The sequence below is a fragment of the Microbacterium lacticum genome (assembly GCF_006716815.1).
Taxonomy (GTDB): Bacteria; Actinomycetota; Actinomycetes; order Actinomycetales; family Microbacteriaceae; genus Microbacterium; species Microbacterium lacticum.
Genome location: NZ_VFPS01000003.1, coordinates 426,262 through 453,145, shown reverse-complemented (window position 1 = coordinate 453,145; position 26,884 = coordinate 426,262). Strand labels below are relative to the sequence as shown.

The 26,884-nt window shown below is 72.1% G+C and carries 19 protein-coding genes; 5 read left to right on the top strand and 14 right to left on the bottom strand.

Annotation, left to right across the window (positions count from 1 at the left end):
* Positions 1–73: 73 nt before the first annotated feature.
* On the bottom strand, positions 74–3,799 hold the full coding sequence (locus tag FHX68_RS10885) for a proline dehydrogenase family protein (RefSeq protein ID WP_141380344.1): 3,726 nt from the start codon (positions 3,797–3,799) through the stop codon (positions 74–76).
* A gap of 135 nt (positions 3,800–3,934) precedes the next feature.
* Between FHX68_RS10885 and FHX68_RS10880 the strand changes: the two genes are divergently transcribed.
* Positions 3,935–4,819, top strand: a complete 885-nt coding sequence (locus FHX68_RS10880; protein ID WP_141380343.1) for a LysR family transcriptional regulator — start codon at positions 3,935–3,937, stop codon at positions 4,817–4,819.
* A gap of 37 nt (positions 4,820–4,856) precedes the next feature.
* Here the strand turns inward: FHX68_RS10880 and FHX68_RS10875 are convergent, their stop codons facing one another.
* The gene (locus tag FHX68_RS10875) at positions 4,857–5,417 is read right to left on the bottom strand and encodes an acyl-CoA thioesterase (protein WP_141380342.1); all 561 of its coding nucleotides are present in this window, start codon (positions 5,415–5,417) and stop codon (positions 4,857–4,859) included.
* A 130-nt stretch (positions 5,418–5,547) separates the two neighbouring features.
* On the opposite strand from FHX68_RS10875, the gene FHX68_RS10870 reads away from it, so the two are divergent.
* Entirely contained in the window at positions 5,548–6,066 is a 519-nt protein-coding gene (locus FHX68_RS10870) for a GNAT family N-acetyltransferase (RefSeq protein ID WP_141380341.1), read from the top strand.
* A gap of 55 nt (positions 6,067–6,121) precedes the next feature.
* Here the strand turns inward: FHX68_RS10870 and FHX68_RS10865 are convergent, their stop codons facing one another.
* The 4 genes from FHX68_RS10865 to FHX68_RS10850 form a co-directional block, all read right to left on the bottom strand.
* Entirely contained in the window at positions 6,122–7,918 is a 1,797-nt protein-coding gene (locus FHX68_RS10865) for a cytochrome b/b6 domain-containing protein (protein ID WP_141380340.1), read from the bottom strand.
* Complete coding sequence (locus tag FHX68_RS10860; RefSeq protein ID WP_141380339.1) at positions 7,918–8,916, bottom strand: electron transfer flavoprotein subunit alpha/FixB family protein; 999 nt, start codon at positions 8,914–8,916, stop codon at positions 7,918–7,920. Before FHX68_RS10860 ends, FHX68_RS10865 begins: the two co-directional genes overlap by 1 nt.
* A 10-nt stretch (positions 8,917–8,926) precedes the next feature.
* On the bottom strand, positions 8,927–9,703 hold the full coding sequence (locus FHX68_RS10855; RefSeq protein ID WP_141380338.1) for an electron transfer flavoprotein subunit beta/FixA family protein: 777 nt from the start codon (positions 9,701–9,703) through the stop codon (positions 8,927–8,929).
* A gap of 94 nt (positions 9,704–9,797) precedes the next feature.
* Entirely contained in the window at positions 9,798–10,184 is a 387-nt protein-coding gene (locus FHX68_RS10850; RefSeq protein WP_170219065.1) for an ArsR/SmtB family transcription factor, read from the bottom strand.
* A 120-nt stretch (positions 10,185–10,304) separates the two neighbouring features.
* On the opposite strand from FHX68_RS10850, the gene FHX68_RS10845 reads away from it, so the two are divergent.
* A complete protein-coding gene (locus FHX68_RS10845) occupies positions 10,305–10,598 on the top strand; it encodes a hypothetical protein (protein WP_141380336.1) in 294 nt (97 codons plus the stop codon).
* Here FHX68_RS10845 and FHX68_RS10840 read toward each other — a convergent pair.
* The 8 genes from FHX68_RS10840 to FHX68_RS10805 form a co-directional block, all read right to left on the bottom strand.
* Positions 10,585–11,361 (bottom strand): enoyl-CoA hydratase-related protein, encoded by a 777-nt coding sequence (locus FHX68_RS10840; RefSeq protein ID WP_141380335.1) that lies wholly within the window; start codon positions 11,359–11,361, stop codon positions 10,585–10,587. The genes FHX68_RS10845 and FHX68_RS10840 overlap by 14 nt on opposite strands.
* Before the next feature lie 4 nt (positions 11,362–11,365).
* Complete coding sequence (locus tag FHX68_RS10835) at positions 11,366–12,523, bottom strand: acyl-CoA dehydrogenase family protein (RefSeq protein ID WP_141380334.1); 1,158 nt, start codon at positions 12,521–12,523, stop codon at positions 11,366–11,368.
* Between the two features lie 148 nt (positions 12,524–12,671).
* Positions 12,672–13,853: a thiolase family protein gene (locus FHX68_RS10830; protein WP_141380356.1), complete on the bottom strand. Its 1,182-nt coding sequence runs from the start codon at positions 13,851–13,853 to the stop codon at positions 12,672–12,674.
* Positions 13,854–13,944: 91 nt separating this feature from the next.
* Positions 13,945–20,004, bottom strand: a complete 6,060-nt coding sequence (gene pulA / locus FHX68_RS10825) for a pullulanase-type alpha-1,6-glucosidase (protein WP_170214219.1) — start codon at positions 20,002–20,004, stop codon at positions 13,945–13,947.
* Between the two features lie 205 nt (positions 20,005–20,209).
* On the bottom strand, positions 20,210–21,400 hold the full coding sequence (locus FHX68_RS10820) for a bifunctional 2-methylcitrate synthase/citrate synthase (RefSeq protein ID WP_170214218.1): 1,191 nt from the start codon (positions 21,398–21,400) through the stop codon (positions 20,210–20,212).
* Positions 21,397–22,299: a methylisocitrate lyase gene (prpB, locus tag FHX68_RS10815; protein ID WP_141380332.1), complete on the bottom strand. Its 903-nt coding sequence runs from the start codon at positions 22,297–22,299 to the stop codon at positions 21,397–21,399. The genes FHX68_RS10820 and prpB overlap by 4 nt, the downstream gene beginning before the upstream one ends.
* Before the next feature lie 151 nt (positions 22,300–22,450).
* Positions 22,451–23,977: an MmgE/PrpD family protein gene (locus tag FHX68_RS10810; protein ID WP_141380331.1), complete on the bottom strand. Its 1,527-nt coding sequence runs from the start codon at positions 23,975–23,977 to the stop codon at positions 22,451–22,453.
* The gene (locus tag FHX68_RS10805) at positions 23,974–24,612 is read right to left on the bottom strand and encodes a GntR family transcriptional regulator (RefSeq protein WP_141380330.1); all 639 of its coding nucleotides are present in this window, start codon (positions 24,610–24,612) and stop codon (positions 23,974–23,976) included. Before FHX68_RS10805 ends, FHX68_RS10810 begins: the two co-directional genes overlap by 4 nt.
* Before the next feature lie 57 nt (positions 24,613–24,669).
* Between FHX68_RS10805 and FHX68_RS10800 the strand changes: the two genes are divergently transcribed.
* Both FHX68_RS10800 and FHX68_RS10795 read left to right on the top strand, forming a co-directional pair.
* Complete coding sequence (locus FHX68_RS10800) at positions 24,670–25,269, top strand: ATP-binding cassette domain-containing protein (RefSeq protein WP_342353566.1); 600 nt, start codon at positions 24,670–24,672, stop codon at positions 25,267–25,269.
* On the top strand, positions 25,266–26,882 hold the full coding sequence (locus tag FHX68_RS10795; protein ID WP_141380329.1) for an ABC transporter permease: 1,617 nt from the start codon (positions 25,266–25,268) through the stop codon (positions 26,880–26,882). Before FHX68_RS10800 ends, FHX68_RS10795 begins: the two co-directional genes overlap by 4 nt.
* Positions 26,883–26,884 lie beyond the last annotated feature (2 nt).

Sequence of the window (26,884 nt, the reverse complement as noted above, 5' to 3'; positions counted from 1 at the left end):
TCACATCGTTACTCGCGAGGGCTCCCGAGACCAGAAAGATAACTTGTTTCTCTCCGGCCCGGACGACGGGGGATCAGATGACCGCTTCGCTCCACGGGTCGGGGTTGCCGAACCGGTGCGCCGTGATCGAGATCGCCTGCTCGTGCAGGAAGGGCAGCAGCTCGATCCGTCCCGCCGTGGTCACCTCGTTCGCGTACACCGCGATGTCGGGGTCGCCGCCGGTCGCGTCGGCGAGCGCGGTGCGGGCCGCGGCGACCGACTCCTCGGCGCCGATGATCCGCACGCGCGAGGTGCCCGCCGCGCGCACGCGCTCGATCCACTCGTCGTCGGTCTCGAGGTACACCGGCACGTCGAGGTCGCCGAGCGCGCGCCGCACCGCCGCGGGAAGCCCCACCGGGGCGCTCAGGCTGAAGCCGCCGCCCGCGCGCACGCCCGCGACCACGACCCGCAGCAGCGCCTGCCACGAGGCATCCTTCGTCGCCCGCACCGCCACCTCGACGGCACGGTAGCGGAACAGGTTCCGCTCGACCTTCAGCTGCGACACGTCGCGCACGCGGCCGAACTCGCGGTCCCACGCGACGGCGTCGGAGAGCGCGCCGCGGCGCAGCCACTCGAACGCCTCGTAGTCGAGCGAGGGCTGGGCGGCCTCGATGAGCGAGGTGATGCGGGTGTCGAGCCCGCGCAGGTGCAGCGTCGACGAGGGCGCACCGCCCGTGGCGGAGCGCCACGAGCCGAGTCCGATCAGGTAGTTCGGGCCGCCCGCCTTGGTGCCCGCGCCGACCGACGAGCGCTTCCAGCCGCCGAACGGCTGCCGCTGCACGATCGCGCCGGTGATGCCGCGGTTGACGTAGAGGTTGCCCGCCTCGACGCCGTCGAGCCACCGGGCGAGGTCGTCGGGGTCCTGCGTGTAGAGCCCCGCGGTGAGTCCGTAGGCGACGGCGTTCTGCAGCTCGATCGCCTCCTCCAGCGAGGCGGCGTGCATGACGCCGAGCATCGGTCCGAAGAACTCCTCGAGGTGCGTGCGCGAGCCCGGGCGCACGCCCACGCGGATGCCGGGCCGCCACAGCCGCCCGGCGTACTCGGGCGCCACGTCGTCGATCTCCTCCGGAGCGACGAGCCACTGCTCGCCCTCTTCGAGCTCCGTGAGCGCCCAGGCGAGCTTGCCGCGGGGCGGCTCGACGACCGGGCCGACCTCGGTGCGCGGGTCGGCCGGCGTGCCGACGCGGAGCGACCGCGTGGCATCCACGAGCTGCCGCGCGAAGCGCTCCGAGCGCGCGACCGGGCCGACGAGGATCGCGAGCGACGCGGCCGAGCACTTCTGGCCGGCGTGGCCGAACGCGCTCTTGACGAGGTCGGATGCCGCGAGGTCGAGGTCTGCCGACGGCATGACGATCATGGCGTTCTTCCCGCTCGTCTCGGCCAGCAGCGGCAGCTCGGGCCGCCACGAGCGGAAGAGCGCCGCGGTGTCCCACGAGCCGGTGAGGATGACGCGGTCGACGTCGTCGTGCGCGACGAGCTGCTGCCCGAGGCCGCCCTCGTCGATGTCGACCAGCGCGAGCACATCGCGGGAGACGCCGGCCTCGTCGAACGCCTGCCAGATCGCCTCGGCGACGACGGCGGCGCAGCGGCGCGCCTGCGGCGCCGGCTTGAACACGACGCCCGACCCCGCGGCGAGTGCCGCCAGCACGCCGCCGGCGGGGATCGCGATCGGGAAGTTCCACGGCGGGGTGACGACCGTCAGGCGCGCCGGCACGAACACGGCGCCGGGCACGCGGTCGAGCTCCCGCGCGGTGGCGGCGTAGTAGTTCGCGAAGTCGACGGCTTCGCTGATCTCGACGTCGGCCTCGGCGAAGACCTTGCCGGTCTCGGACGCCGCGACCTCGATCAGCTCGCCGCGGCGGGCCTCCAGGGCGCGGGCCGCGGCCTGCAGCACGGCGGCGCGCTCGGCGGCGGGAGTCTGGCCCCACGCGCTCGCGGCGGTGCGCACGCGCTGGACGGTCTCTTCGAGGTCGCCGTCGGAGTCGATCCGCGCAGCGGCGATCGTCGCGTCGCCGGCCGCGGACGTCTCGATGCGCGCCAGAATCTCGCTCGCCCAGACGCGGTTGGCGGGGAGGGCCGGGTCGGAGTCGGGGGTGTTGGCGAAGCCCGCCGCGCCGCCCTTCGCCGATCCCAGCGCCTCGCGACCGGCGAAGACGGCCGTGTCGACGAACTCCTCGCCGCCGAACACCTGCGCCCGGGCGGAGTCGTCGCCCTCGCCGCCGCGGGCGATGCCGAGCACGACCTGGGTCAGGTCGGCGTCGTCGACGTCGTCGGTGTCGGCGGCGTCGCGGGTCGTGGCCTCGGGCGCGGCGGATGCGTCGGCGGGTTCCTCCCCAGCCCCGGCGGCGCGGTCCTGGCGGCGGCGCGGGCTCGCGGGCAGGGTGTCGTCGGCGGCGCGCTCGAGCGACGCGACGAACCGGTCGCGCTCGCGGGCGAACATCGCCGGGTCGACCGCGAGGTCGAACGCGGCGGAGAGGAAGTTCTCGCTCGACGCGTTCTCCTCGAGCCGGCGCACGAGGTAGCTGATCGCGACGTCGAACTCGTCGGGGCGCACGACCGGCACGTAGAGCAGCACGTGTCCCACGTCGCGGGTGACGGCCTCGACCTGGCCCTGCGCCATGCCGAGCAGCATCTCGATCTCGACGTCGGCGCGGACGCCCCGCTCGCCGGCGAGCAGCCACGCGTAGGCGATGTCGAAGAGGTTGTGACCGGCGACCCCGATCCGCACGGCGCGGGTGTGCTCGGGGCGCAGCCCCTCGTCGAGGCAGCGCAGGTACGAGGCATCCGTGTCGAGCTTCGACGCGTGCGTCGCGAGCTCCCAGCCGTGCATCGTGGCATCCACCCGCTCCATCGCGAGGTTCGCGCCCTTGACGAGACGCACCTTGATGCGCGCGCCGCCGGCGTCGACGCGCTCGGCCGCCCATTCGGTGAGGCGGCGGAGGGCCGGCAGCGCGTCGGGCAGGTAGGCCTGCAGCACGATGCCCGCCTCGAGCTGCTGCAGCCGGGGGTCTTCGAGGATGCGCGTGAACACCGCGATCGTGAGGTCGAGGTCGCGGTACTCCTCCATGTCGAGGTTGATGAAGGTCGGCGCCGTGCCGCCGCGGCCGGCGGCGGTGAGGTAGAGCGGCAGCAGACGCTCGACGACGGTGTCGACCGTCTCCTCGAAAGCCCACATCGAGATGTGGCTCGCGATCGCCGAGACCTTCACCGAGACGTAGTCGACATCGTCGCGGCGGATGAGCTCGTGGATGCCCTCGAGGCGGCGCAGCGCCTCGTGCTCGCCGAGCACCGCCTCGCCGAGCAGGTTGAGGTTGAGCCGCGCCCCCGACTCGCGGATCTTCGCGAGCGCCGGACCGAGCTTGTCGGGCCGCGCGTCGACGACGAGGTGGCCGACCATCTCGCGCAGCACGCGCCGCGCGATCGGCACGACGGGCGTCGGCAGCACGGGCGCGAGGGCGCCGCCGGTGCGGACGGCGGCGCGCAGGTACCAGGGCAGGAACTCCGGCACGAGGGGCGCGACGCGCTGCAGGTTGGATGCCGCGGCGCTGCGCGACTCGGGACGCATGACGCCGTCGACGAACCCGATCGTGAAGGGCAGACCGTTCGGGTCTTTCAGCACGCCCGCGAGCCGCTCGGCGGCCGGATCGGCCTGCACGTCGGCCGCTTCGGCGACCCAGCGCTCGGCGAGCGCGATCGCCTGGTCGGTGAGGTCGGGGAGGGCGTCGTCGATGGTCACATCTCCAGCCTGCACTGTCGTCATCCGATCAGCATGCGGCACGCGTATAGTTCGACAAAAGCGATGATCCATGATGGATATCGTTCGACTTCATCGATGGATGCCTAGGCGTCGTCGCCGTGCGGCTCACATGAGGCGCGGCGAGAGCGGAGGGACGGCGTGTTCGAGCTGAGACGGCTCCGACTGCTGCACGAGCTGTCGCTGCGCGGCACCCTCGCGGCGGTCGCCGACGCGCTCTCCTACAGCCCCTCGACGATCTCGCAGCAGCTCGCCCAGCTCGAGCGCGACGCCGGCATCGCCCTGCTCGTGCCCGACGGGCGGCGCGTGCGCCTCACCGAGCAGGGGGCGGCCCTCGCCGCGCACGCCGCGCGCGCCCTCGACGCCGACGAGGAGATGCGCGCCGAGCTCGAACGGCTGCAGCCGAGCATCGCCCCCGTGCGGTTGGCGGTGCTGCAGACGGCGGCGCGCACCATCGTGCCGACCGCGCTGACGCTCCTCGCCGAGCGCGCCCCGATGCTGCGCGTGGAGCTGGCCGAAGTGCCGCCCGAGGAGGGGCTGTTCGAGCTGTCCGCGCGCGGGTTCGACCTCGCGATCGCGGAGCAGTATCCGGGGCTCACCCGCGCGCACCGCCCCGACCTCGAGCGCCACACCCTCGGCCTCGATCCGCTCCGGCTCGCCACGCGAGGCGCGGCCGGCCCGCTCGGCGACCTCGCCGACCGGGCCTGGGTGATGGAGCCGGTCGGCACCGCCGCGCGGGAGTGGGCCGTGCAGCAGTGCCGCGCGGCGGGGTTCGAGCCCGACGTGCGCTTCTCCCTCGCCGACCTCGGCGCGCACGTCGCGCTCATCGCCTCCGGGCACGCGGTCGGGATGCTCCCCGACCTGCTGTGGAACGGATCACGCCCGCCCGTGACGCTCGGCGCGCTGCCGGGCGACCCGGCCCGGGAGATCTTCGCCGCCTCGCGCCGGTCGGGCGCCGGCCGACCCGGCATCCGGCTCGTGCGTGACGCGATCGCCGACGCCTTCGACGGGCTCGGCGCCGCCTGAGCCGTCGCGCGTCGGCCCTCCCGACGGCGGGTGAGGATCAGTCCCAGGTGCTCGGCGCGGGGGCCTTGGTCGAGGGCAGCGCGGCGCCGACGGCCCAGTCGGCGACCCAGTCCGGCAGCGGCGGCAGGTCGTCGGGGCGGCCGAGCGCCGCGAACAGCTCGTCGGTGTTGACGACGCCGCCGGTCTTGCGCAGGAACCGCGCCCGCACGATCATCTCGGCGTACACCTCGCCGTCGACGACGGCGCGGTGAATCTGGTAGACCGCCTTGTCGTCGTGGCCGTACAGGCGCGACTCGACGGTGAACCGCTGCCAGAGCTGGAGCGACTTGCGGAAGGTGACGGTCTCGCTCGCGACCACCGCGTACCAGTCGCGGGAATTCATGGCATCCCACAGCCCCGTGCGGATGAGCAGATCGAACCGGCCGAGGTCGAACAGCGACGCGTAGCGGCCGTTGTTCATGTGCATCAGGAGGTCGATGTCGGTGGGCAGGGTGCGCAGCCGCACGCGGCCGACGCTTCGCGGCGACATCGGTCCGTTTCGGCGCAGCATCGCCTTCGCGCGCCAGATCGTCAGCAGGGTCCGCCACCACACATTCACTCGCGGGACACTAGCGGAATCGTCGGTCGGAGCGTGAAATGCTTTGTCGATGAGCCACAACCCGGTGACGGTCCGCGCGGGAGGATAGCGCCGATTTGGTCCGTGCCCTGCCCGGACGTAGAGTCTGGCCATGGAAGCCACCTCCGACACTTCAGCGCAGACCGACACCGTCGTCCGTCCCGTTCGCGACGTCGACGCCGAGGCTCTCGGCCGGGTGCACGCCACCTGCTGGCACGAGACCTACGACCACCTCATCAGCAAGGCCGCGCTCGAGAACGTGTCCCCCAAGCGGCTCGCCGAGCTGTGGACGCACTGGGCGGCCCAGGGCCCCGAGTTCAAGATGTTCGTCGCGCTCGTCGGCGGCGAGATCGTCGGCTTCGTCGGTTCGGGCCCGGCGCGCGACCGCGACGCCCCGCGCAACCGCGAGCTCTACTTCATCTACCTGCTCGACGCCTATCACGGCACCGGCGTCGGACAGCGCCTGTTCGACGCGGCCGTCGAGAAGGACGAGCCGCTCTACCTCTGGGTCGCCGACGACAACCCCCGCGCGCACCGCTTCTACACGCGCAACGGCTTCACCCTCGACGGCGCGACCCACACCGAGCCCTTCCTCGGCGAGACGCTCACCGAGGTGCGCTTCACCCGCTGATCGTCCGCGCGGCCCGGCGCCGCGCCGGTCGCCGCGCGAGCGGGCACCCGCCGCGTCAGCGGCCGCTGACCGTGCCGAACAGTCGCGCGATCGGTGCGATCGTCATCGGGCGAGCCGCGATCCAGGCCGCGGCGATGACCACGAGCGAGAGCACGAACATCCAGAACCCGGTCCAGTTGTCGGCGTAGGCGACGCCGTCGACCGAGCCCTGCGCCGCGTACATGTGGTTGAGGTTGCGCAGCGCCCCCGTCGCGAACACGAGCGCGACGTGGATGATGATGAACACGACGAAGAACAGCATCGTCGGGAAGTGCACCTTGCGCGCCCATTCGATCGGGATCGCGGCGGAGAGCTTCGCGTTCTTCTTCGGCCACAGGCCGCTCATCCGGAACCCGCTCGCGATGGCGAGGGGCGCCGCGAGGAACACCGTGGAGAAGTAGGCGAGCTGCTGCAGCGAGTTGTAGTTCACCCAGCCGTTCTCGGTGGGCCAGTCGAGCGACACGTACTGCAGCGCGGCGCTCAGCGCGTTCGGGAAGACCTCCCAGCTGGTGGGCACGATCCGCATCCACTGCCCGGTGACGAACAGCAGGACGACGAAGACGACGCCGTTGAGGATCCAGAGGATGTCGAGCGCCTGGTGGAACCAGATCGTCAGGCTCGTCTTGCCCTTGGGGTCGTTCTTGGGCGCCCAGAAGACCGCCGGCCGCTTCTCGTTCCGGATCGTCAGACCCGAGCGGATGATCAGCACCATCAGGAACACGTTGAAGAAGTGCTGCCAGCCGAGCCACGCGGGGATGCCGACGGGCGCCCCCTCGGGCAGGTGGTACTCGCCGGGGTAGGTCGCGAGGAAGTCCTGCATGGCGTCGAGGCTCAGCAGGAAGCGGACGAGCGCGACCGCCATGCCCGCGGCCAGCAGCAGCCCGAGGCCGCCGACGATGACGACACCCGCCCACTGTCCCTTCGTGAACGGCCCGATGCGCTTCGGCTGGGGCTCGGGCGTGGGCCGGTGGCTCGCGGCGCGCCCAGGCCACACCGTGCGCGGCACGGTGAGCGGAGCACGCGCCTCGTCGGCGGTCGCGACGGCGGTCGAGGTGGGCGCGGTGGATGCCACGGGGGTGGATGCTACGGGGGTGGATGCCACGGCGGCGGCGGGAGTGGATGCCTCGACGGAGACGGCGGCAGCGGCGGGCGCATCGGCGACCGGCGCAGCGGTCTGAGCGGAGGCGAGAGGCGCGGCGACCGGGGCGGCGGCGCGCGCCGCGCCGGCCGGAGGCCAGGGGTCGCCGCCCGTGGTGCGGGGCAGTCCGCGGCGGAGCGGTTCGCCGGCGGTCGACGCGGCGGCAGCGGCCACGGCGTGGCCTGCAGCGGTCGCGCCGGTGGCGGCTCCCGAGACGGCGGCCGGTACGGCAGCAGCGACTTCGGTCGGCGTCGCAGCAGCGGCGGCCGCCGTCGCTGCGGGGGCGGCGGGCGACGCGGTCGTCGCGGCGACGGCGGATGCCGGCGGCCACGCCTCTCCCCCGCGGGTGCGCGGCAGGCCGCGGCGCAGCGGCGTCGATACGGCGGCGGTGGCCGGGGCCGCGGGCGACGCGGCCGCGGCAGTCACGGCTGACGCCGATGCGTCGACCGTCGGCTCAGCAGCAGAAGCGACGGGTGCCGGCGAGACGCTCGCCGCGCCATCCGCCGATGCGAGCGCGGGCGTCGCCGCGACCGTCGCCGTGGCATCCACGACCTCACCCGTCTCCGGGGCGGGCGTCGCCCCCGCGGGCACGATGCCGGCGGGCGGCCACGCGTCGCCGCCCGCGACGCGGGGCAGGCCGCGCCGCAGCGCCGAGGGCGAACCCGACGAGACCATTACGCCTTCTTCGCCCGGTCGGCGTCGAGCGCCGCGATGAGCTGGGGAACGACCTGGAACACGTCGCCGACGATGCCGTAATCGGCGATTTCGAAGATCGGCGCATCGCCGTCTTTATTGATCGCGACGATCGTCTTGGCGGTCTGCATGCCGGCCTTGTGCTGGATCGCGCCCGAGATGCCGAGAGCGACATACAGCTGCGGGGCGACCGACACACCGGTCTGGCCGACCTGGGCCGAGTAGGGCACGTAACCGGCATCCACCGCGGCGCGCGAGGCACCCACGGCCGCGCCGAGGGCGTCGGCGAGCTGTTCGACGAGCACGAACTTCTCGGCCGAGCCGAGGCCGCGCCCACCCGAGACGACCTTCGCGGCGCCGCGGAGCTCGGGCCGCGACGACGTCGCCACCTCGGCCGTGAATCCGGTGACGGATGCCGCGGGCGCGCCCGACGGCGTCACCTCGAGCGGCACGATCACGGGAGAGGCGACCGCGTCGGCGCGCGCGTCGATCACGCCCTGGCGCACCGTGATGACCGGAGCGGAGAACGTCGGCGCCGAGGTCGCGTTGTACGCGCCGCCGTAGACGGAGTGCTGGGCGAGCACGCCCTCGTCGTCACGGGCGACGCCGACGGCGTCGACGGAGAGGGCCGAGTGCGAGCGGACGGCGAACCGGCCCGCGACGTCGCGGCCTTCGATCGAGTTCGACACGAGCACGGCGTCGGGGCGCACGAGCGCGGCCGCCGCGGCGAGGGCGTCGACGACCGGCACGGTCAGCGCGCCGTCCGCGCCGCCGAGGTCGGCCGTGAGCACCGTCGCGGCACCGCGCTCACCGGCGGCCGCGGCGAGCGCGGCCTGCGCGTCGCCGGGGGCCACGACGAGCGCGACGGGCGTGCCGACCTGCGCGGCCGCGCCGAGCAGTCCGGCCGCCGACGAGGCGAGCTCGCCCGAAGGCGTGACGTCGAGGACGACGAGAATCGAGTCTGCAGCGAAATCCACCATGATCTGCCCCTTACGCCAGACGGTTCTCGATGAGGTACGCGGCGAGCTTCTCGCCCGCGTCACCCTCGTCGGTGATCTTGACACCCGCACCGCGCGCGGGCTTCTCGCTCACCTGCGTGAGGATCGACTGCGGCGCCGCGGCCGGGTCGATGTCGACATCGAGATCGGCGAGCGACACCGTCTCGAACGGCTTCTTCTTCGCCGCCATGATGCCCTTGAAGTTCGGGAACCGGGCATCCGGCAGTGCCTCGGTGATCGAGATCACGGCCGGCAGCGCGGCGGTCACCTGCGCGACACCGCCGTCGGTGGCACGGGTGCCCGACACCTCGCTCGCCGAGATCGTCACCGAGGAGAGGGCGGTCGCCTGCGGCACGCCGAGGCGTTCGGCGAGCATGGCGGGGATGACGCCGCCCGAGCCGTCGGTGGAGAGGTTGCCGGTGATGACGAGGTCGAAGCCGGCGCGGCGCACGGCGGCGGCGAGCACCGTCGCGGTGACGCCGAGGTCGGCACCGGCGAGCGCCGGGTCGACGACCTGCAGCGCCGAGGCGGCGCCCATCGCGAGGCCCTTGCGGATGGTCGCCGACGCCTCCTCGGGCGCCATCGACACGACCTGCACCTCGGTGCCGGGGTTCGCGTCGGCGTAGCTCAGCGCCACCTCGAGGGCCCGCTCGCCGATCTCGTCGAGCACGCGCTCGGACGCCGCTCGGTCGGCGAGACCGGTCTCGAGATCGAGCTTTCGGTCGCCATAGGTGTCGGGGACTTCTTTGACCAGCACCACGATCTTCATCGGTTCTCCTTCGCGATGGGACCATCCTACGAGATGCGACGCAGTCTCGCCGAACGTGAGACTCAGATTCACCGTGCGGGACGGCTCCGAGGATTCACTCCGCGGACCCGGTCGCGGCAGGCGACGCCTCCCCGGGGCCGGGCGGCGGGGTGGCCAGCAGTCGCGCGAGGTCGGCGAGCAGGTTCTGCATCATCGCCGCGCCGACGGTGGCATCGGGCTGAGCAGACATGCGCAGGCCACTCCCCGCCGCCTTCCACGGCCGTTCTCGCCCGTCGGCGGAGGCGTCGCGCTCGATGAGACCGAGTTTGGCCAGATGCTGCAGGTGATAACTCATCGCGGATGCGGAGAGCCCGGTGAGCTCTCCCGCCTGCGTCGCGGTGAGCACGGCTCCGCTGTACAGCTCCTTGAGCACCTGCCAACGCACCGGATGCGCGATCGCGCGCATCCGCCCGAGGTCGTCCAGCTCGACGTCTCTGCCCACGGGCACCAGCCTCGTTGACACCTCAAGATCCGAAGCATTGGCTTCGTAATTATGAAGCAAACCCTTCGCACCTCGATCTGAGCGACCCGGGACGTCCGCATCGCACTGCCCGCGCGGGCGGTGTCGACTGCGGGCACCGCCCTGACGACGATGGCGGCGCTTCTGCTGCTGCACGATTCCGGCGTGGGGCCGGTAGGCGTCGCCGCCCTCCTCGGCCCGCGCCTGACCTTCGTCGCCGGAGGCGTGCTCGGCGTCGCCGTCATGATCGTCGTCGGCGTGCGGCTCGCGCTCGGCCGCCGCGCACCATCTGCACCCACGCCCGCGGAGGGCCCCGCCGCCGCGCCGCCGCACGCCGAAGGGATGCCCGGGCGATCCGCCCCGGCGCGCAGCAGCGCCCCGCTCAGCGGTGCGTGAAGTTCGCGGCGCGCTTCTCGCGGAAGGCGGCCATGCCCTCCTTCTGGTCGTCGAGGGCGAACAGCGACGTGAAGAGAGCGCGCTCGAAGCGCAGCCCCTCGGCGGCGGTCGTCTCCTGCGAGGCGCGCAGCGCCTCCTTGGCGGCGTAGGCCACGGGCAGCGACTTCGACGCGATGGCCTCGGCGACCCGCTCCGCCTCGGCGAGCAGGTCGCCCGCGGGCACGACGCGCGAGACGAGGCCGGCACGCTCGGCTTCCGTGGCATCCATCGTGCGCCCGGTGAGCACGAGCTCGGCGGCCTTGTAGTAGCCGACCGCACGGGTGAGGCGCTGGGTGCCCCCGAGGCCGGGGATGACGCCGAGGTTGATCTCCGGCTGGCCGAAGGTGGCGGTGTCGGCGGCGAGGATGATGTCGCACGTCATCGCGAGTTCGCACCCGCCGCCGAGCGCGTAGCCGGCGACCGCCGCGACGACGGGCGTGCGCACCCGGCTGAACTCCTCGAGGCCGGCGAACGGGTTTCGCAGCGACATCTCGACGGGCGTCTTGTCGGCCATCTCCTTGATATCGGCGCCGGCCGCGAACGCCCGCGCCGAGCCGGTGAGCACGATGGCGCCGATCTGCTCGTCGGCATCGAACACGGATGCCGCGTGGGCGAGTTCGCTCACGAGCGTGGAGTTGAGGGCGTTGAGCGCCTCGGGGCGGTTGAGGGTGATCCAGCCCACGCGTCCGCGCTGCTCGACCAGGATCGTCGTGTAGTCCGTCATGGGGTCATGCTCCCACGACGGCGCGGCCGATGATGACCCGCATGATCTCGTTCGTGCCCTCGAGGATCTGGTGCACCCGCAGATCGCGGACGACCTTCTCGATGCCGTACTCGTGCAGGTAGCCGTAGCCGCCGTGCAGCTGCAGCGCGCGGTTGGCGACGTCGAAGCCGGCGTCGGTCGCGAAGCGCTTGGCCATCGCGCACTGCGCGGCCGCGTCGGGCGCTCCCTCGTCGATCGCGCGCGCCGCGTCGCGCACGAGGGCGCGCGCGGCCTGCAGCTCGGTCGCCATGTCGGCGAGCGTGAACACGACCGACTGCCGCTCGGCGAGCGCCTCGCCGAAGGTGAACCGCTCGTGCACATAGCGCACGGCCCGGTCGAGCGCCCACTGCGCCCCGCCGAGCGAGCACGCGGCGATGTTGACGCGGCCTCCGTTCAGGCCCTTCATCGCGATGCGGAAGCCGCCGCCGAGCTCACCGAGGATCGCCGCGGCCGGCACCCGCACCTCGTCGAGGATCACCTGCCGGGTCGGCTGCGCGTTCCAGCCCATCTTCTGCTCGTTCGGGCCGAAGCTCAGCCCCGGGGCGTCCGCCGGGACGAGGAACGCGGTGATGCCCTTCGCGCCGGGCTCGCCGGTGCGGGCCATCACGACGTAGACGGATGCCTCGCCGGCACCCGAGATGAACTGCTTGACACCGGTCAGCACGTAGTCGTCGCCGTCGGCGATCGCACTCGTGGTGATGGCGGCGGCGTCGGAGCCCGCGCCCGGCTCGGTGAGGCAGTACGCCCCGAGATCGCGCATCGTGACGAGCCGCGGCAGCCACTCCTGCCGCTGCGCCTCGGTGCCGTTCGTGTCGATCATCCACGCGACCATGTTGTGGATCGAGATGTAGGCGGCGATCGCCGGGTCGCCCACGGCGAGCTGCTCGAAGATCGCCGCCGCATCGGTGCGCCGCAGACCGGTGCCGCCGACGTCGTCGCGCACGTAGATACCGCCGAGACCCAGCTCACCCGCCTCGGCGAGCACGTCGCGCGGGAAGTGCTTGCGCCGATCCCAGTCGAGCGCGTTCGGCGCGAGACGCGACTGCGCGAACTCGCGCACCGCGTCGATGATGGCGGCGCGCTCCTCGTCGGTCAGAGCGGCAGGGGTCACAGTCAGGCTCATGCAGTCACGTCCTCGTGAGACAGATCGACATCTTCGTCGCGGCCCGGTAGGGCACATTGCTCAGTGTAGACGAGTACCGCCCGCTGCGGGAGGGGCGGGTTCTGCCTCTGCCGAGGCATCCTTCTCCCTCCCGCACCGGCGCCCGGGCTCAGAGTCGCTCGATGATCGTCGCGTTCGCCATGCCGCCGCCCTCGCACATGGTCTGCAGGCCGTACCGCCCGCCGGTGGCCTCGAGCGTCGCGAGCAGCGTGCCGAGCAACCGGGTGCCGCTCGAGCCCAGCGCGTGGCCGAGCGCGATGGCGCCACCCCACGGGTTGAGCTTCTCCGGGTCGGCGCCTACCTCCGCCGCCCAGGCGAGGGGCACCGAGGCGAACGCCTCGTTGACCTCGTAGGCGTCGAGGTCGTCCATGCCGAGCCCCGTCCGCTCGAGGATGCGCCGCGTGGCGGGGATCGGCCCGGTGAGCATGAGGAGCGGATCGTCGCCCACGACGGCGAAGGAGTGGAACCGGGCCCGCGGCGTGAGGCCGAGCTCGTTCGCCTTCTCCTCGCTCATGATGAGCACGGCGGAGGCGCCGTCGGTCAGCGGCGACGAGTTGCCGGGCGTGATGCGCCAGTCGAGCTCGGGGAAGCGCGCGGCCAGGGCATCCGTGCGGAACGCGGGCGCGAGCCCGGCGAGACCCTCGACGCTCGTGCCCGGGCGCACGGTCTCGTCGGCGGTCACCTCGCCCGCCTCCGTGGGCACCGGAAGCAGCTGCGAGTCGAAGCGCCCCCCGGCGGCGGCACGGGCGGCGCGAGCGTGCGACTGCGCCGCGTAGGCGTCGAGATCGTCGCGGCTGAGGCCCCAGCGCTCGGCGATCAGCTCAGCCGAGACGCCCTGGTTGACGAGCCCCTCGGGGTAGCGCTCGTGCAGGCGCGGCGAGAAGGGCGACCCGGCGACGGATGCCGCGATGCCGAGCGGCACACGGCTCATCGACTCGACGCCGCCGGCGATGACGATGTCGTACTGGCCGGCCATCACGCCCTGCGCGGCGAAGTGCGCCGCCTGCTGGCTCGAGCCGCACTGCCGGTCGATCGTGGTCGCCGGCACCCGCTCGTCGAAGCCGGCGGCGAGCACCGCCTGCCGGGCGATGTTCATCGTCTGCTCGCCCACCTGGCTCACGCAGCCGAGCAGCACGTCGTCGATCTGACGGGAGTCGAGTCCGTTGCGTTCGAGCGTCGCGCGCAGCACGTGCGCGGCGAGGTCGACCGGATGGATGCCGCTGAGCGCCCCGCCCGGCTTGCCGCGCCCCGACGGGGTGCGGACGGCGTCGACGATGACGGCGGTGCGCATGTTCATGGCATCCATCCTGTCTCCTGCCCGCGCGCGTGTCAGCACGCGCACCGGTCAGCGGCCCGCCGCCCGTCCGCGCCGTCCGCGCCCGTCAGTACGCGACGACGGGCAGCACCCCCCTCGCGCGGGAGTCGAGCCAGCCGGGGGCACCGGTGAAGGTGACCCGCACGACGTGCAGGCCGCGGCGGAGCGCCGGCAGCGTCACCGAGAACCGGCCGCGGTCGTCGGCATCCAGGGTCACCGTCGCGACGGTCGTGCCGTTGTCGGTCACGGTGACGGTGCCGACGGGCGCGCTGCGGTCGTCGGCCGTGACCTTGCCCGACACACTGACCGACGACCCGTGGCGCACGAGCAGTCGGCTCGGCTGCGCGATCACGTGGGTCGCGACCGGCTGGGCCTCGGTCAGCACCGCGACGGAGCGGGCCGGCACCGTGACGGTGCCCGTGGCGGCATCCCATGTCGTCGTCTTCACGACGGCATCCGACCCGTTCGCCTGCGCCGACGTGAGCGTGAACGAGCGCCCCGACAGCGCGGGCACGGTCTGCGTGGTCGCTTCGGGCGACGCGTTGAAGACGACGAGCGCACCGGCCAGGTCGGGATCGACGTCGGCGCCGACCGTGTCGTCGACGAGCATCGTGATCACGCCCGGCGTCGCGCCGGCGCCGCTGTTCGGGAACGACACCTTCTGCTCGATGCGGTCGGCCGAGCCGAGTCGCAGGAGGGGCACCTCGCCCCGCACCCGCAGCAGGTCGAGGGCGGATGCCTCCGCCGCGGCCATGTCCGCCGGCCCGGGCTTCAGGGCGGGGTCCGCGAGCAGCGGCTGCATGACGGCCCACTTCTCCTGGTTGTCGGCGGCCGGGGGCAGCCCCGACCCGAACGTCGATTCCTGACCGGTCCAGTCGATCCGGTTGAACCAGTCGCCCGAGTTGTAGCTGTTGCGGTCGAGCGACTTCGACCGCAGCAGCTCGGTGCCCGCGTGCCAGAACGACGGGGTCTGCGACAGCGTCACGGTCGCGAGCGACAGGGTGTTCATCCGCACCCGGTCGGCCATCGTCGTGTCTTTCGGCAGCTTCAGCACGCCGAGGTCGTACAGCGTCTCGTTGTCGTGCGCGTCGACGTAGCTGATGATCTCCTCGGGCTCGTCGGCATAGCCCGCCGCCTGCCCGTTGTAGTCGAGCTCCGCTCCCTTCTTCACGCTGCCGTCGGCGGTCGTCAGGGCGAAGTCGGCGAGGTTGCCGGCGAGTCCGAGCTTGACGAGGTCGGTCTGGTGACCGAGGTCGGCGAGCGCCTGCTCGGGGGTGCCGTTGATCGGGTCGCCGTTCGGGTCGGTCGCGAGCCCCGTGCCGTACCCCTGGCGGAAGGTCGAGCCGGCGTCGACGGGGCTGCCGCCGTGCACCGCATCGCGGAGGCGATCGCTGAACGTGCCGATGCCGGTGCCGCCGAGGTTCCCCTGCCGCGCCTGCACGAACAGGGCGTCGTCCTGCACTTCGCCGAAGTTCCAGCCCTCTCCGTAGAGGTACACCTTCTTCCCGTCGACGCCGTCCTTCTTGAGGGTCAGCTCGTCGAGTGCGGCCCGGATGGCGAGCATGTTGTCCTTCGAGTGGTGCCCCATCAGGTCGAACCGGAAGCCGTCGACCTTGTACTCCTTCGCCCACAGCACGACGGAGTCGACCATGAGCTTCTGCGCGACGGCGTGCTCGGTGGCGACGTTCTGGCAGCACGTGGAGGTCTGCACGGCACCGTTGCCGTCGAGGCGCTGGTAGTAGCCCGGCACGACCTTGTCGAGCACCGACGTGTCCGCCTGCCCCGAGGCCGAGGTGTGGTTGTACACCTCGTCGAGCACGACCTGCAGCCCCATCTTGTGGAGCGACCCGACCATCGTCCGGAACTCGCCCACGCGCGCCCCGCCCTCGGGGTTCACCGCGTACGAGCCCTCGGGCGCCTGGAAGTGGAACGGGTCGTAGCCCCAGTTGAACCCGTCGGTGTCGGCGACCGCCGCGACGCAGGCCTGCTGCTCGGCGGAGTCGGGCGCGAACGACGCGAGGTCGCACGCGGGCACCGCCTGCTGGGCGCGGTTCTCCTCGATCGTCGCGATGTCGAACGACGGCAGGAGGTGCACCGTGTTGATGCCGGCGGATGCCAGCTGCTTCAGCTGCTGCGTGCCGGCGCTGTCCCGGGCGAAGGCGAGGTAGGTGCCGCGCTCGGTCTCGGGCACCGTCTCGTCGCCGATCGAGAAGTCGCGGATGTGCAGCTCGTAGATGGCACGGTCGACGTCGCGCGCGATCACCGGCGCCTTCGTCTTCTTCCACACCTTCGGCGCCCACGCGGGGTCGGCGAGGTCGATCGCGACCGACCGGGTCGAGTTCGTCGTGAGCGCGACCGCGTACGGGTCCGTGACCTGGTTCGTCTCGACCTTTCCGGTCGTCGGGGCGTAGACCCCGACCTCCCAGAGGTACTCGTCGCCGGTCAGCGCCTTCCCGCCCGTGACGCTCCAGGTGCCCGATGCCGAATCGAAGGATGCCTCGCGCCGCGCGGGATCGCCCGTCGCACCGGCATCCCACGTCAGGAGCGTCGCCGTCTGCGCCGTCGGCGCCCAGACGCGGAAGGTCGGCTTGGATCCGCGGAAGGAGACCCCCAGGTCGTCGTCGGCGACGGCGTCGGCGTAGAGGTCGTCGAGCACGCCCGGGATCTGCACGCCGGTGTAGGCGGTGAGCTTGCCGTCGGCACCGCGCTGCGCGACGGCAAGCTGCCCGCGCAGGAGCGTCGCGACGGCGTCGCGGTCCTGCCCCTCGACGTGCAGGGCGACGAAGCCGGAGAGAGCCGGGAAGCGCGCGCGCTGCGCGTCGGTCAGCCCGTCGCCGACGCGTGTCAGCGTCACCGGGTCGCCGTCCGTCCCGGTGACGTCGCCGTCCGAGACGGCGAGCGCCGCCGTGGCCGAGCCGTACAGCTGCCAGGTCGCACCGACGGCGGGTGCGCCGAGCTCGCCGGGCCACGCGATCGTGTCGGCGTCGATCCAGTGCGCGCGCGACTGGCCGGTGCCGGGCAGCGGCGGGTCGGCCGAGACGATCTCGAGCAGGTGCGTCGCCACGTCGTAGCGGAACGAGACGCGCTTGCCCTCGGTGGCCGGGAACGCGATGTTCGCGCCGTCGCGCGCGCCGTCGGCGCCGTAGTTCTCCGCCCAGCTGAGCCCGTGCGCGACCTTCAGCTCGTACGAGCCGGTGGGCAGCTTCGTCGTCGAGAACTCGTAGACGCCGTCGCGGTCGCCGTCGAACATCATCGCGCGCAGGCAGTCGGGCGCCCAGTCGCCCGCGCAGCCGAGCTCCGACTGGAACGAGCCTGCGAGGGTGACGACGGGGCCGTCATCGCTCGACTGCACGACCTTCGTGCGCGGGTCGAACCAGAAGGTCACCGGTCCGCCGGCGTGGCGGAGGACGAGGTTCGGGCCGCTCGCGACGCCGCCCTGGCCGTAGTTCTCGTCCCAGCTCTTCTCGGTCGCGACCTTGTACTCGTAGTCGCCGGCGGGCAGGTCGACCGTCAGCCGCCAGATGCCGTCGACCTGGGTCATCTGCGCCCGATCGCAGTCGGGCGCCCAGTCGCCCGCGCAGCCCATCTCGGTGTTCAGCGACCCCGCAATGCTGACGAAGTCGTACGGCGTCGCGTCGTCGGGCTCCTCCGGCGCCGGGTCGTCGACGAGGTTCACGCGGTTGCCGACGGAGGCGTAGGTGGATGCCGCGGAGCGGCCACCGGCAGCGTCGGTCGACACGGCGCGGTACTCGACGAGCGTGCCGGCGGCGAGACCCGCGACGTCGTGGAAGACGCCGGGCGTCGTGTCCTCGGCCGTGCCGAGCGGGTGCCACTCGTCACCGCCGACGACGCGCCAGGCGAAGCTCGTCTGCCGCCACGACTGGTCGGCGGTCGCCGAGACGGCGACCTGACCCGACAGCCCCGCACCGGCGGCCGGCGCCGTCACCTCGAGGGGCGCAGGCGCGGCGGGGGCTGTCACGGCGGCGTCCGCGCGGTAGACGACCGCGGAGAGGGCGGGAACCGTGACGGCGGCCGTGGCGTCGGCGCCGGTCGTGAGCGAGCCCGTCGCGCCGTAGACACCCGTGAACGAGGCATCCGCCGTCAGCGTCGGCACCGTGACGGTCGCCTCGGATGCCGTGTTGTTGAGCGCGACAAGGTACTCGACCTTCTCGTCGGCGCCGACGCGCGAGAAGGCGTACACGCCGTCTTTCGCGTACCGCTCGATCTGCGCGCCGTCGACGAGCGCCGGATGCTGCGCGCGCAGCGCCGAGAGCCCGGCGATGTGCGTGTACAGGGCCGTGTCGGTGCCGTAGCGGTCGGCCGATCCCACCGGCGTGCCGTCGATCAGGGTCTGGTTCTGAAACTCCGGCACCTCGCTCGCGAACAGGGTCTGCCGGGCGCTCTTGTCGCCGCCGGGGTCGGCCCCGGTGAAGCCCTGCTCGTCGCCGTAGTAGACCACCGGCTGGCCGCGGCTGAGGAACAGCAGGTCGTGCGCGAGCAGATCGCGCCCCGAGGCATCCGGCGTGTTCTTCAGGAAGTAGCCGATCCGCCCCATGTCGTGATTGCCGAGGAAGGTCGGCAACGCCGTCGCCGACGAGTCGGGCGTCGTGTAGCGGTCGTCGCCGGCGAACATCTTCTGCAGCACCTGCGCGTCGCCGCCCTTGGCGAAGCTCGTCGCGGCCGACTGGAACGCGAAGTCGAGCACCGAGTTCATGTCGGTGTCGCGCACGTACGGCGAGAGCACGGCGGGGTCGGCGTCGTACACCTCGCCGAACATGAAGAAGTCGGGCTTGCCCTGACTGTGCGCGTAGTCGAGCACCTTGGCCGTCCACTGCTGCCAGAACGGGAAGTCGACGTGCTTGGCCGTGTCGATGCGGAATCCGTCGATGCCGAGGTCGATCCACGACTCGTACACGTCGGCGAAGCCGTTCACGACGGCCGGGTTCTCGGTCATGAGGTCGTCGAGCCCGGAGAAGTCGCCGTACGTCGTCGACTCGCCCTGATAGGTGGAGTCACCGCGGTTGTGGTACAGCGTGACGTCGTTGAGCCAGGCCGGCACCTTCACGTTCGCCTCGGCCGGGTCGACGACGGGGGTGTACGGGAAGCTCGTGGCCGCATCCATCGTCGGGAACGTGTCGGTGCCGGCGAAGTCGGCGGGGTCGAAGGCGTTCCCCGCGGCATCGGTGTACGGCTTCGTCGCCTGGTCGATGTAGGTGTACTGGTTCTCGGCGTACGAGATGACGTCGGCGGTGTGGTTCGTGATGATGTCGAAGTAGACGTCGATGCCACGGCTGTGCGCGTCGTCGATGAAGGCCTTCAGCTCGTCGTTCGTGCCGAGGTGCGGGTCGATGCGGGTGAAGTCGGTGATCCAGTAGCCGTGGTACCCGGCGCTCGCGTTCTCGCCCTCGCCCTGGACGGGCTTGTTCATGAAGCTCGGCGTCAGCCAGATCGCGTTCGTGCCGAGTCCCGCGATGTAGTCGAGGTTCGCGCGCAGGCCTGCGATGTCGCCGCCGTTGTAGAAGCCGCTCGAGGTCGGGTCGAACCCGGTGGTGAGGCGGTCGCCGGTGAGGCCGCCGGTGTCGTTCGCGGTGTCGCCGTTGGCGAACCGGTCGGTCATGACGAAGTAGAACTGCTTGCCGTCGCCGGCCTGGCGCACGGGCGCGGAGACGATCGCGTCGTCGGCAGCGGTGTACCCGGATGCCAAGGTGTTGGTCTCGATCGCGATGCGGTGCGAGGTGTCGTCGTAGACGAAGCGGAGCGAGGCCGGTCCGGCGATGGTGAGCGGGATGTTCGCTCCCCCGGCCGCTCCGTCGGCGCCGTAGCCCTCGTCCCACGCGCCGTTCAGCGCGATCTTGTACTCGTACGTGCCCGCCGGCATGTCGAACGTGCGCGCGTACTGCGTGGTGCCGTCGACCGGTTCGAGCGTGGTCGCGGCGCACGCGGGATCCCAGTCGCCGGGGCATCCCAGCTCGCTCTGCAGGTCGCCGACGAGCGTGGGCACGCGATCGGCGGCGAGGGTGGGCGCGGCAGTGACGGCGACGGCGCCGGCCCCGACGAGGACGGCGGCGGCGAGCAGCGCGAACGCGCGCCGCGCGGGGGTGGACAGGGTCGTCGTCGACTGAGGCACGCGGAGCTCCCGGGGTGTGCGGGCACGGGCACGGCACCGTGCCCTGAGCAGGTACCCCCGACGCTACTGGGACCGGTCACAGTTCGGTATGAGAATCCTCTCATTCAGCCATGATCCGGGTGTGAGGCATCCTCGCCCCGACCCGGTGCCGCCGGGCGCGCTGCGCCGGCGCGCGCGGGGCGGGACGAGGATGCTTCGAGCCGGATCAGCCCTCGGCTTCGGCGGCGCGGAGCGTGATCGTCGAGGTGCCGGCCTCGTCGACGAAGCCCGCGATGTGCCGCTCGTCGGGGCCGACGTACTCCGAGAGCGGGCGGATGAGCGCGTTCGACGCGGCCTGCTCCATGATGTGCGCGGTCCAGCCGACCACCCGCGCCGCGACGAACAGCGGCGTGAAGGTCAGGGTGTCGAACCCGATCAGGTTGTACGCGGGACCCGACGGGTAGTCGAGGTTCGGGTAGATGCCCTTCCGCTCGACGAACTCGCGCTCGATCGTCGTGTACAGCGCCTCGACGTCGGGGCGGTCGTAGTAGTCGATGAGGGTGTCGAGCGCCGCCTTCATGGTCGGTACCCGCGAGTCGCCGTGCTTGTAGACGCGGTGCCCGAATCCCATGATCTTGCGCTTCTCGGCGAGCGCGCGGTCGAGCCAGGCCTCCACCTCGTCGGCGTCGCCGATCTCGTCGAAGATGTGCAGCACGGCCTCGTTCGCCCCGCCGTGGAGCGGCCCCTTGAGCGCGCCGATCGCGCCGACGACGGCCGAGTACAGGTCGGACAGGGTCGAGGTGATGACGCGCGCGGTGAACGTCGAGGCGTTGAACGAGTGCTCGGCGTACAGGATCATCGAGCGGTTGAAGGCATCCACCACGACGTCGTCGAACTCCTCCCCGAAGGTCATCCAGAGGAAGTTGGCGGCGTAGTCGAGATCGTCGCGCGGCGCGATGAGCTCCTCGCCGCGGCGACGGCGCTGGCCGTAGGCCACGATCGCCGGCAGCGCCGCGAACAGGCGGATCGAGCGCTCGAGGTTCTCCTCGGGCGTGCCCGTGGCGTCGAGCACCGAGCCCGTGCCGGCGAGGTCGCGGGCGCCCAGCACGCTGACCGCCGTGCGCACCTCGTCCATCGGGTGCGCGTCGAGCGGCGTCAGGTCGATCGCCGCCTTCACGTCATCCTGCAGGGCGCGGTGCGCGCGCTCGGTCGACCGCAGCGCCGCGAGCTGCTCGTCCGTCGGCAGGTCGCCGTTCCACAGCAGGTAGGCGACCGCCTCGGCCGACTGGGTGGCGGCCAGCTCGTGCACGGGGTAGCCGCGGTACAGCAGCGAGTTGGTCTCGGGGTCGACCTTGCTGATCGCCGTGACGTCGGCGACGACCCCGGCGAGTCCCCTGTGAATGTCGGGCATGGTCACTCCTTCGTGATCTGAAAGTTGAAGACGCTCTGGTCGAAGTGGTTGTACGCCTCGTAGTCGATGAGGTCGTACAGGTCGGCGCGGTGCTGCATCTCCCCCAGCCGCCCGGTGAGGTGTCCCTCGTCGTTCAGCGTATCGAGTGCGCGACCGGCGGCGCCCATCGCCATGCGCAGCAGCGACACCGGCCAGATGACGATCTGCACCCCGGCATCCCGCAGCGCATCGACGGCGAACAGCTCGCTCTTGCCGAACTCGGTCATGTTGGCGAGGATCGGCACGTCGACCGCCTTCGCGACCGCTTCGAACTCGGCGAGATCGCGCATCGCCTCGGGGAAGATGGCGTCCGCCCCGGCATCCACCAGCGCCTTCGCGCGGTCGATCGCGGCGCCGAGGCCCTCGACGGCACGGATGTCGGTGCGCGCCATGATGAGGAAGTTCGGGTCGCGGCGCGCGTCGACGGCGGCGCGGATTCGTTTGAGGGCCGTGTTCTCGGCGACGACCTGCTTGCCGTCGAGGTGGCCGCAGCGCTTCGGGTTGACCTGGTCTTCGATGTGGGTGCCGGCGATCCCGGCATCCTCGAGCGTCTGGATCGTGCGGGCGACGTTCATCGGCTCGCCGAAGCCGGTGTCGGCGTCGATGATCGCGGGGAGCTCGGTCATGCGGGCGATCTGCTGCCCGCGCCCGGCGACCTCGGTGAGCGTCGTCAGGCCGATGTCGGGCAGGCCCAGGTCGGCCGACAGCACGGCGCCCGAGATGTAGACGCCTTCGAAGCCCTTCTGCTCGATCAGCCGGGCCGACAGCGGGTTGAACGCCCCGGGGAAACGCAGCAGCTCGCCCGCGGCGAGCCGCTCGCGCAGCAGGCGCCGCTTCTCGGCGGCCGGAGTCTGCGCGTACAGCATCAGGCCAGCCCTCCCGCCGCGCGCCCTGCTCTGGTCGCCGTTGTACCGAATGCAGGATCAGACCACAGGTTTCGCGCCTGCAGAGCCCGATTCGGGGCGGTGTGTGTGGTCTGATCCTGCAAACGGTACGGCGCGCACGTGCGAGCGGACATCAGAACAGCCCCTTCGGCGCGGGCACGGATGCCAGGACGCCCGGCCGGGCGGCGATGTTGAGCTCCTGCACCTCGGCGGGGGTCAGCTCGGGCAGCCGCTCGGCGAGGCCGAGGAACTTGGCGATCTCCTCCGGCGCAAGCACGGGCTCTGCGAGCAGGCGGAACTTCGCGATGTAGTCGGCGCGGGCGAACGGCCGGGCGCCGAGCGGGTGGGCGTCGGCGACGGCGATCTCATCGGTGATCGTGGAGCCGTCGGCGAGGGTGATCTCCACGCGTCCGCCGAAGGCCTTCTCGTCGGGGTCTTCGGAGTGGTAGCGGCGCGTCCACTCGGCATCCTCCGCCGTCGTGATCTTCTGCCACAGCGCGACCGTGTCGGCCCGGGCGGCGCGCGCCGGCAGGTACGAGTCGACGTGGTGCCAGCCCCCGTCCTGCAGCGCGACGGCGAAGATGTACGGGATCGAGTGGTCGAGCGTCTCGCGCGACGCGGCCGGGTCGTACTTCTGCGGGTCGTTCGCGCCCGAGCCGATGACGTAGTGGGTGTGGTGCGAGGTGTGCAGCACGATGGATGCCACGCGCTCGGGGTCGGCCAGTTCGGGGTGCTCGCCGTGGAGCTTCCGCGCGAGGTCGATCCACGCCTGCGCCTGGTACTCGGCGGAGTGCTCCTTCGTGTACGAGTCGAGGATCGCACGCTTGGGCTCGCCGGGGGCGGGGAGCGGCACGTCGTACGAGGCATCCGGGCCGTCGAGCATCCACGCGATGACGCCGTCCTCACCTTCGTAGATGGGGCTCGGTGAGGTCTGGCCGCGCATGGCCCGGTCGACCGACTCGACGGCCATCTTGCCGGCGAAAGCGGGGGCGTGCGCCTTCCAGGTGGAGATCTCGCCCTTACGCGACTGCCGGGTGGCGGTCGTCGTGTGGAGGGCCTGGCTCACGGCCTGGTAGATCGTCGCCTCGTCGAGGCCGAGCAGGGTGCCGATGCCGGCCGCGGCCGAGGGGCCGAGGTGGGCGACGTGGTCGATCTTGTGCTTGTGCAGCGAGATGGCGCGCACGAGGTCCATCTGGATCTCATATCCGGTCGCGATGCCACGGACGAGCGCCGCGCCGTCGGCGCCGACGTGCTGGGCGACCGCGACGATCGGGGGGATGTTGTCGCCCGGGTGCGAGTACTCGGCCGCGAGGAACGTGTCGTGGTAGTCGAGTTCGCGGACCGCGACGCCGTTCGCCCAGGCCGCCCACTCGGGGCTCGAGAGGGTCTCGTTGGGCTCGCCGAAGACGGTCGAGCCATGCCCGTTGCGGCTCACCGGGTGATCGAGTGCCTGCGCGCGCGCCGCGGTCACGGGGCCGCGGGTGAGCGAGGCGGCGGCGACGGCGGCGTTGTCGATCACGCGGTTGATGATCATGTCGACGACGCCCGGGTCGACGGCGACCGGGTCGGCCGCGACCTCCGCGATCTTCCAGGCGAGCTGGTCTTCGCGCGCGAGGTTCTCCTCCGAGCGGTGGACGCGCACGTGGTGGGTGACGGTCATGAGGTTCCTTCCGTGGACGGCAGCGAGGCGAGGATCGAGGTCAGGGCGTTGTACAGGTGCACGTGCGTGGCGTGGGCGGCGAGGTCGCCGTCGCCCACGGCGATCGCGGCGGCGATGAGGCGGTGCTCGGCGACGGATGCCGCGAGGCGGTCGGGGTTGTCGCGCGCGAGGCGGCGCACACGCACCAGGTGGGTGCGCACGTTCTTCAGTGCCGCCGTGAGGTAGTCGTTCTCGACGGCGGCGTCGAGGGCGCGGTCGAAGCGCGCAATGAGGGCGTAGTACGCGTCGGGATCGGCCGCGGCATCCGTTTCGCCGAGCGCGCCGGCGATCTCGGCGAAGACGTCCCGCGCCCCGCGCTCGGCGGCGAGACGGGCGGCGGTCTCCTCGAGTGCGCGGCGCACCTCGAACAGCTCGCGGATGTCCCCGGCGTCGATGTCGCTGACGACGGTGACGCGAGGGGATGCCTGGACGACGAGCCCGTCGGCGGCGAGGCGGCCGAGCGCTTCGCGGAGCGGCGTGCGGCTCACGCCGAGGCGGCTCGACTGGTCGACCTCGCCGAGCACGGCGCCCGGGCCGAGCGCGCCCGACTGGATCTCCTCCAGCAGCGTGGCGTAGGCCCGGTCGCTCGCTCGCATACGCTCATTGTATACATAAGACGCGGCGAACGTGAAGCCACGACGGCTTCGCTCGCGTTGCGTATACAACGCATCCGGTATCCCCCGAGCGGACTCGACCCGCTGATGGAGGTCGTGTTGCGGGCGGAGATCGCGCGGGTGAAGGCCGCCGGCGCGACGGTGCTGCTGTCGAGCCATATCCTCTCCGAGGTGGAGCTGCTGTGCGATCGCGTTTCGATCATCCGCGCCGGTCGCATCGTCGACGCGGGCACGCTCGCCGACATGCGCCACCTGACCCGCACCGAGGTGTCGTTCGCCGCGACGCCCACGGCGACGGCGGCCGCGGCGGCGGCGATCCCCGGGGCCGAGGACGTGCGCGAGGATGCCGGGCGGGTGACGTTCACGCTGGCCAGCGATGCTGTCGCGCCGTCGCTGGCGACCCTGGGTGCGCTGGGCGTCGAGGGGCTGCGCATCGCCCCGCCGTCCCTCGAGGAGCTGTTCCTGCGCCATTACGGCGACGCGCCTTCGACCACGTCGCGCGCGGACCGTGCCGGGGCCGGCACCGAAAGCGCCGCTGAGGGCGCCGCTGAGGGCACCGAGGGCACCGAGGGGAGGTCCGCGCGCTCGGCCGGGCGCGACGCGGCATCCACAGGTCTGCGCCGGCGGGACCGTCGATGAGCGGATTCGGGCCGCTGCTGCGCCAGCGTGCGCGGCGAGACGGCGTGCAGCTCGCACTCTGGATCTGCGGCACGGCGCTGCTCGCCGGTGCCGGATACGCGGGCGCGCTCACCTCGTACGGCGACGGGCAGGAGCGCGCCGCCCTCCTCGCGACGGTGATGGCGAACCCGGTGATCCTGCTGTTCCGCGGGTTGCCCTCGGGCACCGGCGAGAGCCAGATGGTCGTGTTCCTCCTGCTGCCGTGGCTGCTGATCCTTGCGGCGCTGATGAGCTCGTTCCTCGCGGTGCGGCACACCCGGGGCGATGAGGAGGACGGCCGGCTCGAGATGCTCTCCGCCACTCCCGCCGGGCGATGGATGCCGACGGTCGCGACCCTGGTCCACGGCGCTCTCGCGAACGTCGTCCTCGGTCTCCTCGTGACGGCGGCGTTCCTCGCGAACGGCGCGGCGGCGGCCGGCGCGATCCTCGTCGGGGCATCCTGCGCGCTCGTCGGGCTCGTGTTCCTCGGCGCCGCGCTGGTCGCGGCGCAGGTGATGCCGACTTCGCGCGGCGCGAACTCGCTCGCCACGTGGGTGCTCGTCGGCACGTTCGTCCTGGCCGGGATCGGCAACGCCCTCGGCACGCCGAGCGAAGACCTGACCCGCCTGCAGAGTTCGTGGCTCACTTGGTTGTCGCCCTTCGGCTGGGCCGAGAACACCCGCGCATTCGACGTGGATGCCTGGGCGCCGGTGGCCCTCCTGGCGGCGGCATCCGTGGCGCTCGTCGCCGCCGCGCTCGCGCTGCAATCGCGGCGCGACCTCGGCACGGCCTTCATCGCCGAGAGCACCGGGCGGCCCGACGCGCGCCCGTACCTGCGCTCGAACCTCGCCCTCGTCACGCGCCTGGCGACTCCGTCGATCGCCGGGTGGGTCATCGGCGGCGTTCTCGTCGGAGCGCTCGCGACCGCGCTGGGGGCGGTCGCGGACCGGGTCGGTGGCGAGAACCCGGCCATCGCCGACGTGCTCGAGAAGCTCAGCGGAGGCGAGGACATGCGCACCGGCCTCATCGTCGTATTCTTCATCATGCTCGGCGTCCTGGCCGCGTGCGCCGGTGTGCAGACCGTCATCCGCGCGCGTCAGGACGAGGTGCGCGGAATGGCCGAACTCGTGTGGGCATCCCCGCTCGATCGCGTCCACTGGCTCGGCGACTACGTGATCGTCGCCCTCGCCGCCGTGGTCCTCACGATCGTCGGCGGCGTGGCGGGAGCCGTGCTCGGGGCCCTCGTGGCGACGGACGCCGGCGACCTCGCCCGAGACGCGGCGATCGCCGGGGCAGGTCAAGTGCTGCCGGCGGCAGTGTTCGTCGGGCTGACCGCGCTCGTGTTCGTGTGGGCGCCTCGGCTGACGATCGCGCTCGGCTGGATGCTCGTCATGCTGGCCGCGGCGATCGGCCTGTTCGGACCCCTCTTCGGCATGGAACCGGGGTCGACCCGGATCTCGCCGTTCGCCGCGGCGGTCACACCGACAGCGGGCGGTGTGGACCTCGGCGGGCTCTGGTGGGTTCTGCCGTCGTCCGTTGCGCTCGTCGCGGGGGCGCTCGCGCTGATGCGCCGACGCGAGCTCGCGGGAGGCTGATC

What these genes read in the sequence shown, in the direction of transcription:
- FHX68_RS10885 (WP_141380344.1), bottom strand. Translation starts at nt 3,799, where the DNA reads ATGACGACAGTGCAGGCTGGAGATGTGACCATCGACGACGCCCTCCCC.
- FHX68_RS10870 (WP_141380341.1), top strand. Translation starts at nt 5,548, where the DNA reads ATGGAAGCCACCTCCGACACTTCAGCGCAGACCGACACCGTCGTCCGT.
- FHX68_RS10865 (WP_141380340.1), bottom strand. Translation starts at nt 7,918, where the DNA reads ATGGTCTCGTCGGGTTCGCCCTCGGCGCTGCGGCGCGGCCTGCCCCGC.
- FHX68_RS10860 (WP_141380339.1), bottom strand. Translation starts at nt 8,916, where the DNA reads ATGGTGGATTTCGCTGCAGACTCGATTCTCGTCGTCCTCGACGTCACG.
- FHX68_RS10855 (WP_141380338.1), bottom strand. Translation starts at nt 9,703, where the DNA reads ATGAAGATCGTGGTGCTGGTCAAAGAAGTCCCCGACACCTATGGCGAC.
- FHX68_RS10840 (WP_141380335.1), bottom strand. Translation starts at nt 11,361, where the DNA reads ATGACGGACTACACGACGATCCTGGTCGAGCAGCGCGGACGCGTGGGC.
- FHX68_RS10835 (WP_141380334.1), bottom strand. Translation starts at nt 12,523, where the DNA reads ATGAGCCTGACTGTGACCCCTGCCGCTCTGACCGACGAGGAGCGCGCC.
- FHX68_RS10830 (WP_141380356.1), bottom strand. Translation starts at nt 13,853, where the DNA reads ATGCGCACCGCCGTCATCGTCGACGCCGTCCGCACCCCGTCGGGGCGC.
- prpB (WP_141380332.1), bottom strand. Translation starts at nt 22,299, where the DNA reads ATGCTGTACGCGCAGACTCCGGCCGCCGAGAAGCGGCGCCTGCTGCGC.
- FHX68_RS10810 (WP_141380331.1), bottom strand. Translation starts at nt 23,977, where the DNA reads ATGACCGTCACCCACCACGTGCGCGTCCACCGCTCGGAGGAGAACCTC.
- FHX68_RS10805 (WP_141380330.1), bottom strand. Translation starts at nt 24,612, where the DNA reads ATGCGAGCGAGCGACCGGGCCTACGCCACGCTGCTGGAGGAGATCCAG.
- FHX68_RS10795 (WP_141380329.1), top strand. Translation starts at nt 25,266, where the DNA reads ATGAGCGGATTCGGGCCGCTGCTGCGCCAGCGTGCGCGGCGAGACGGC.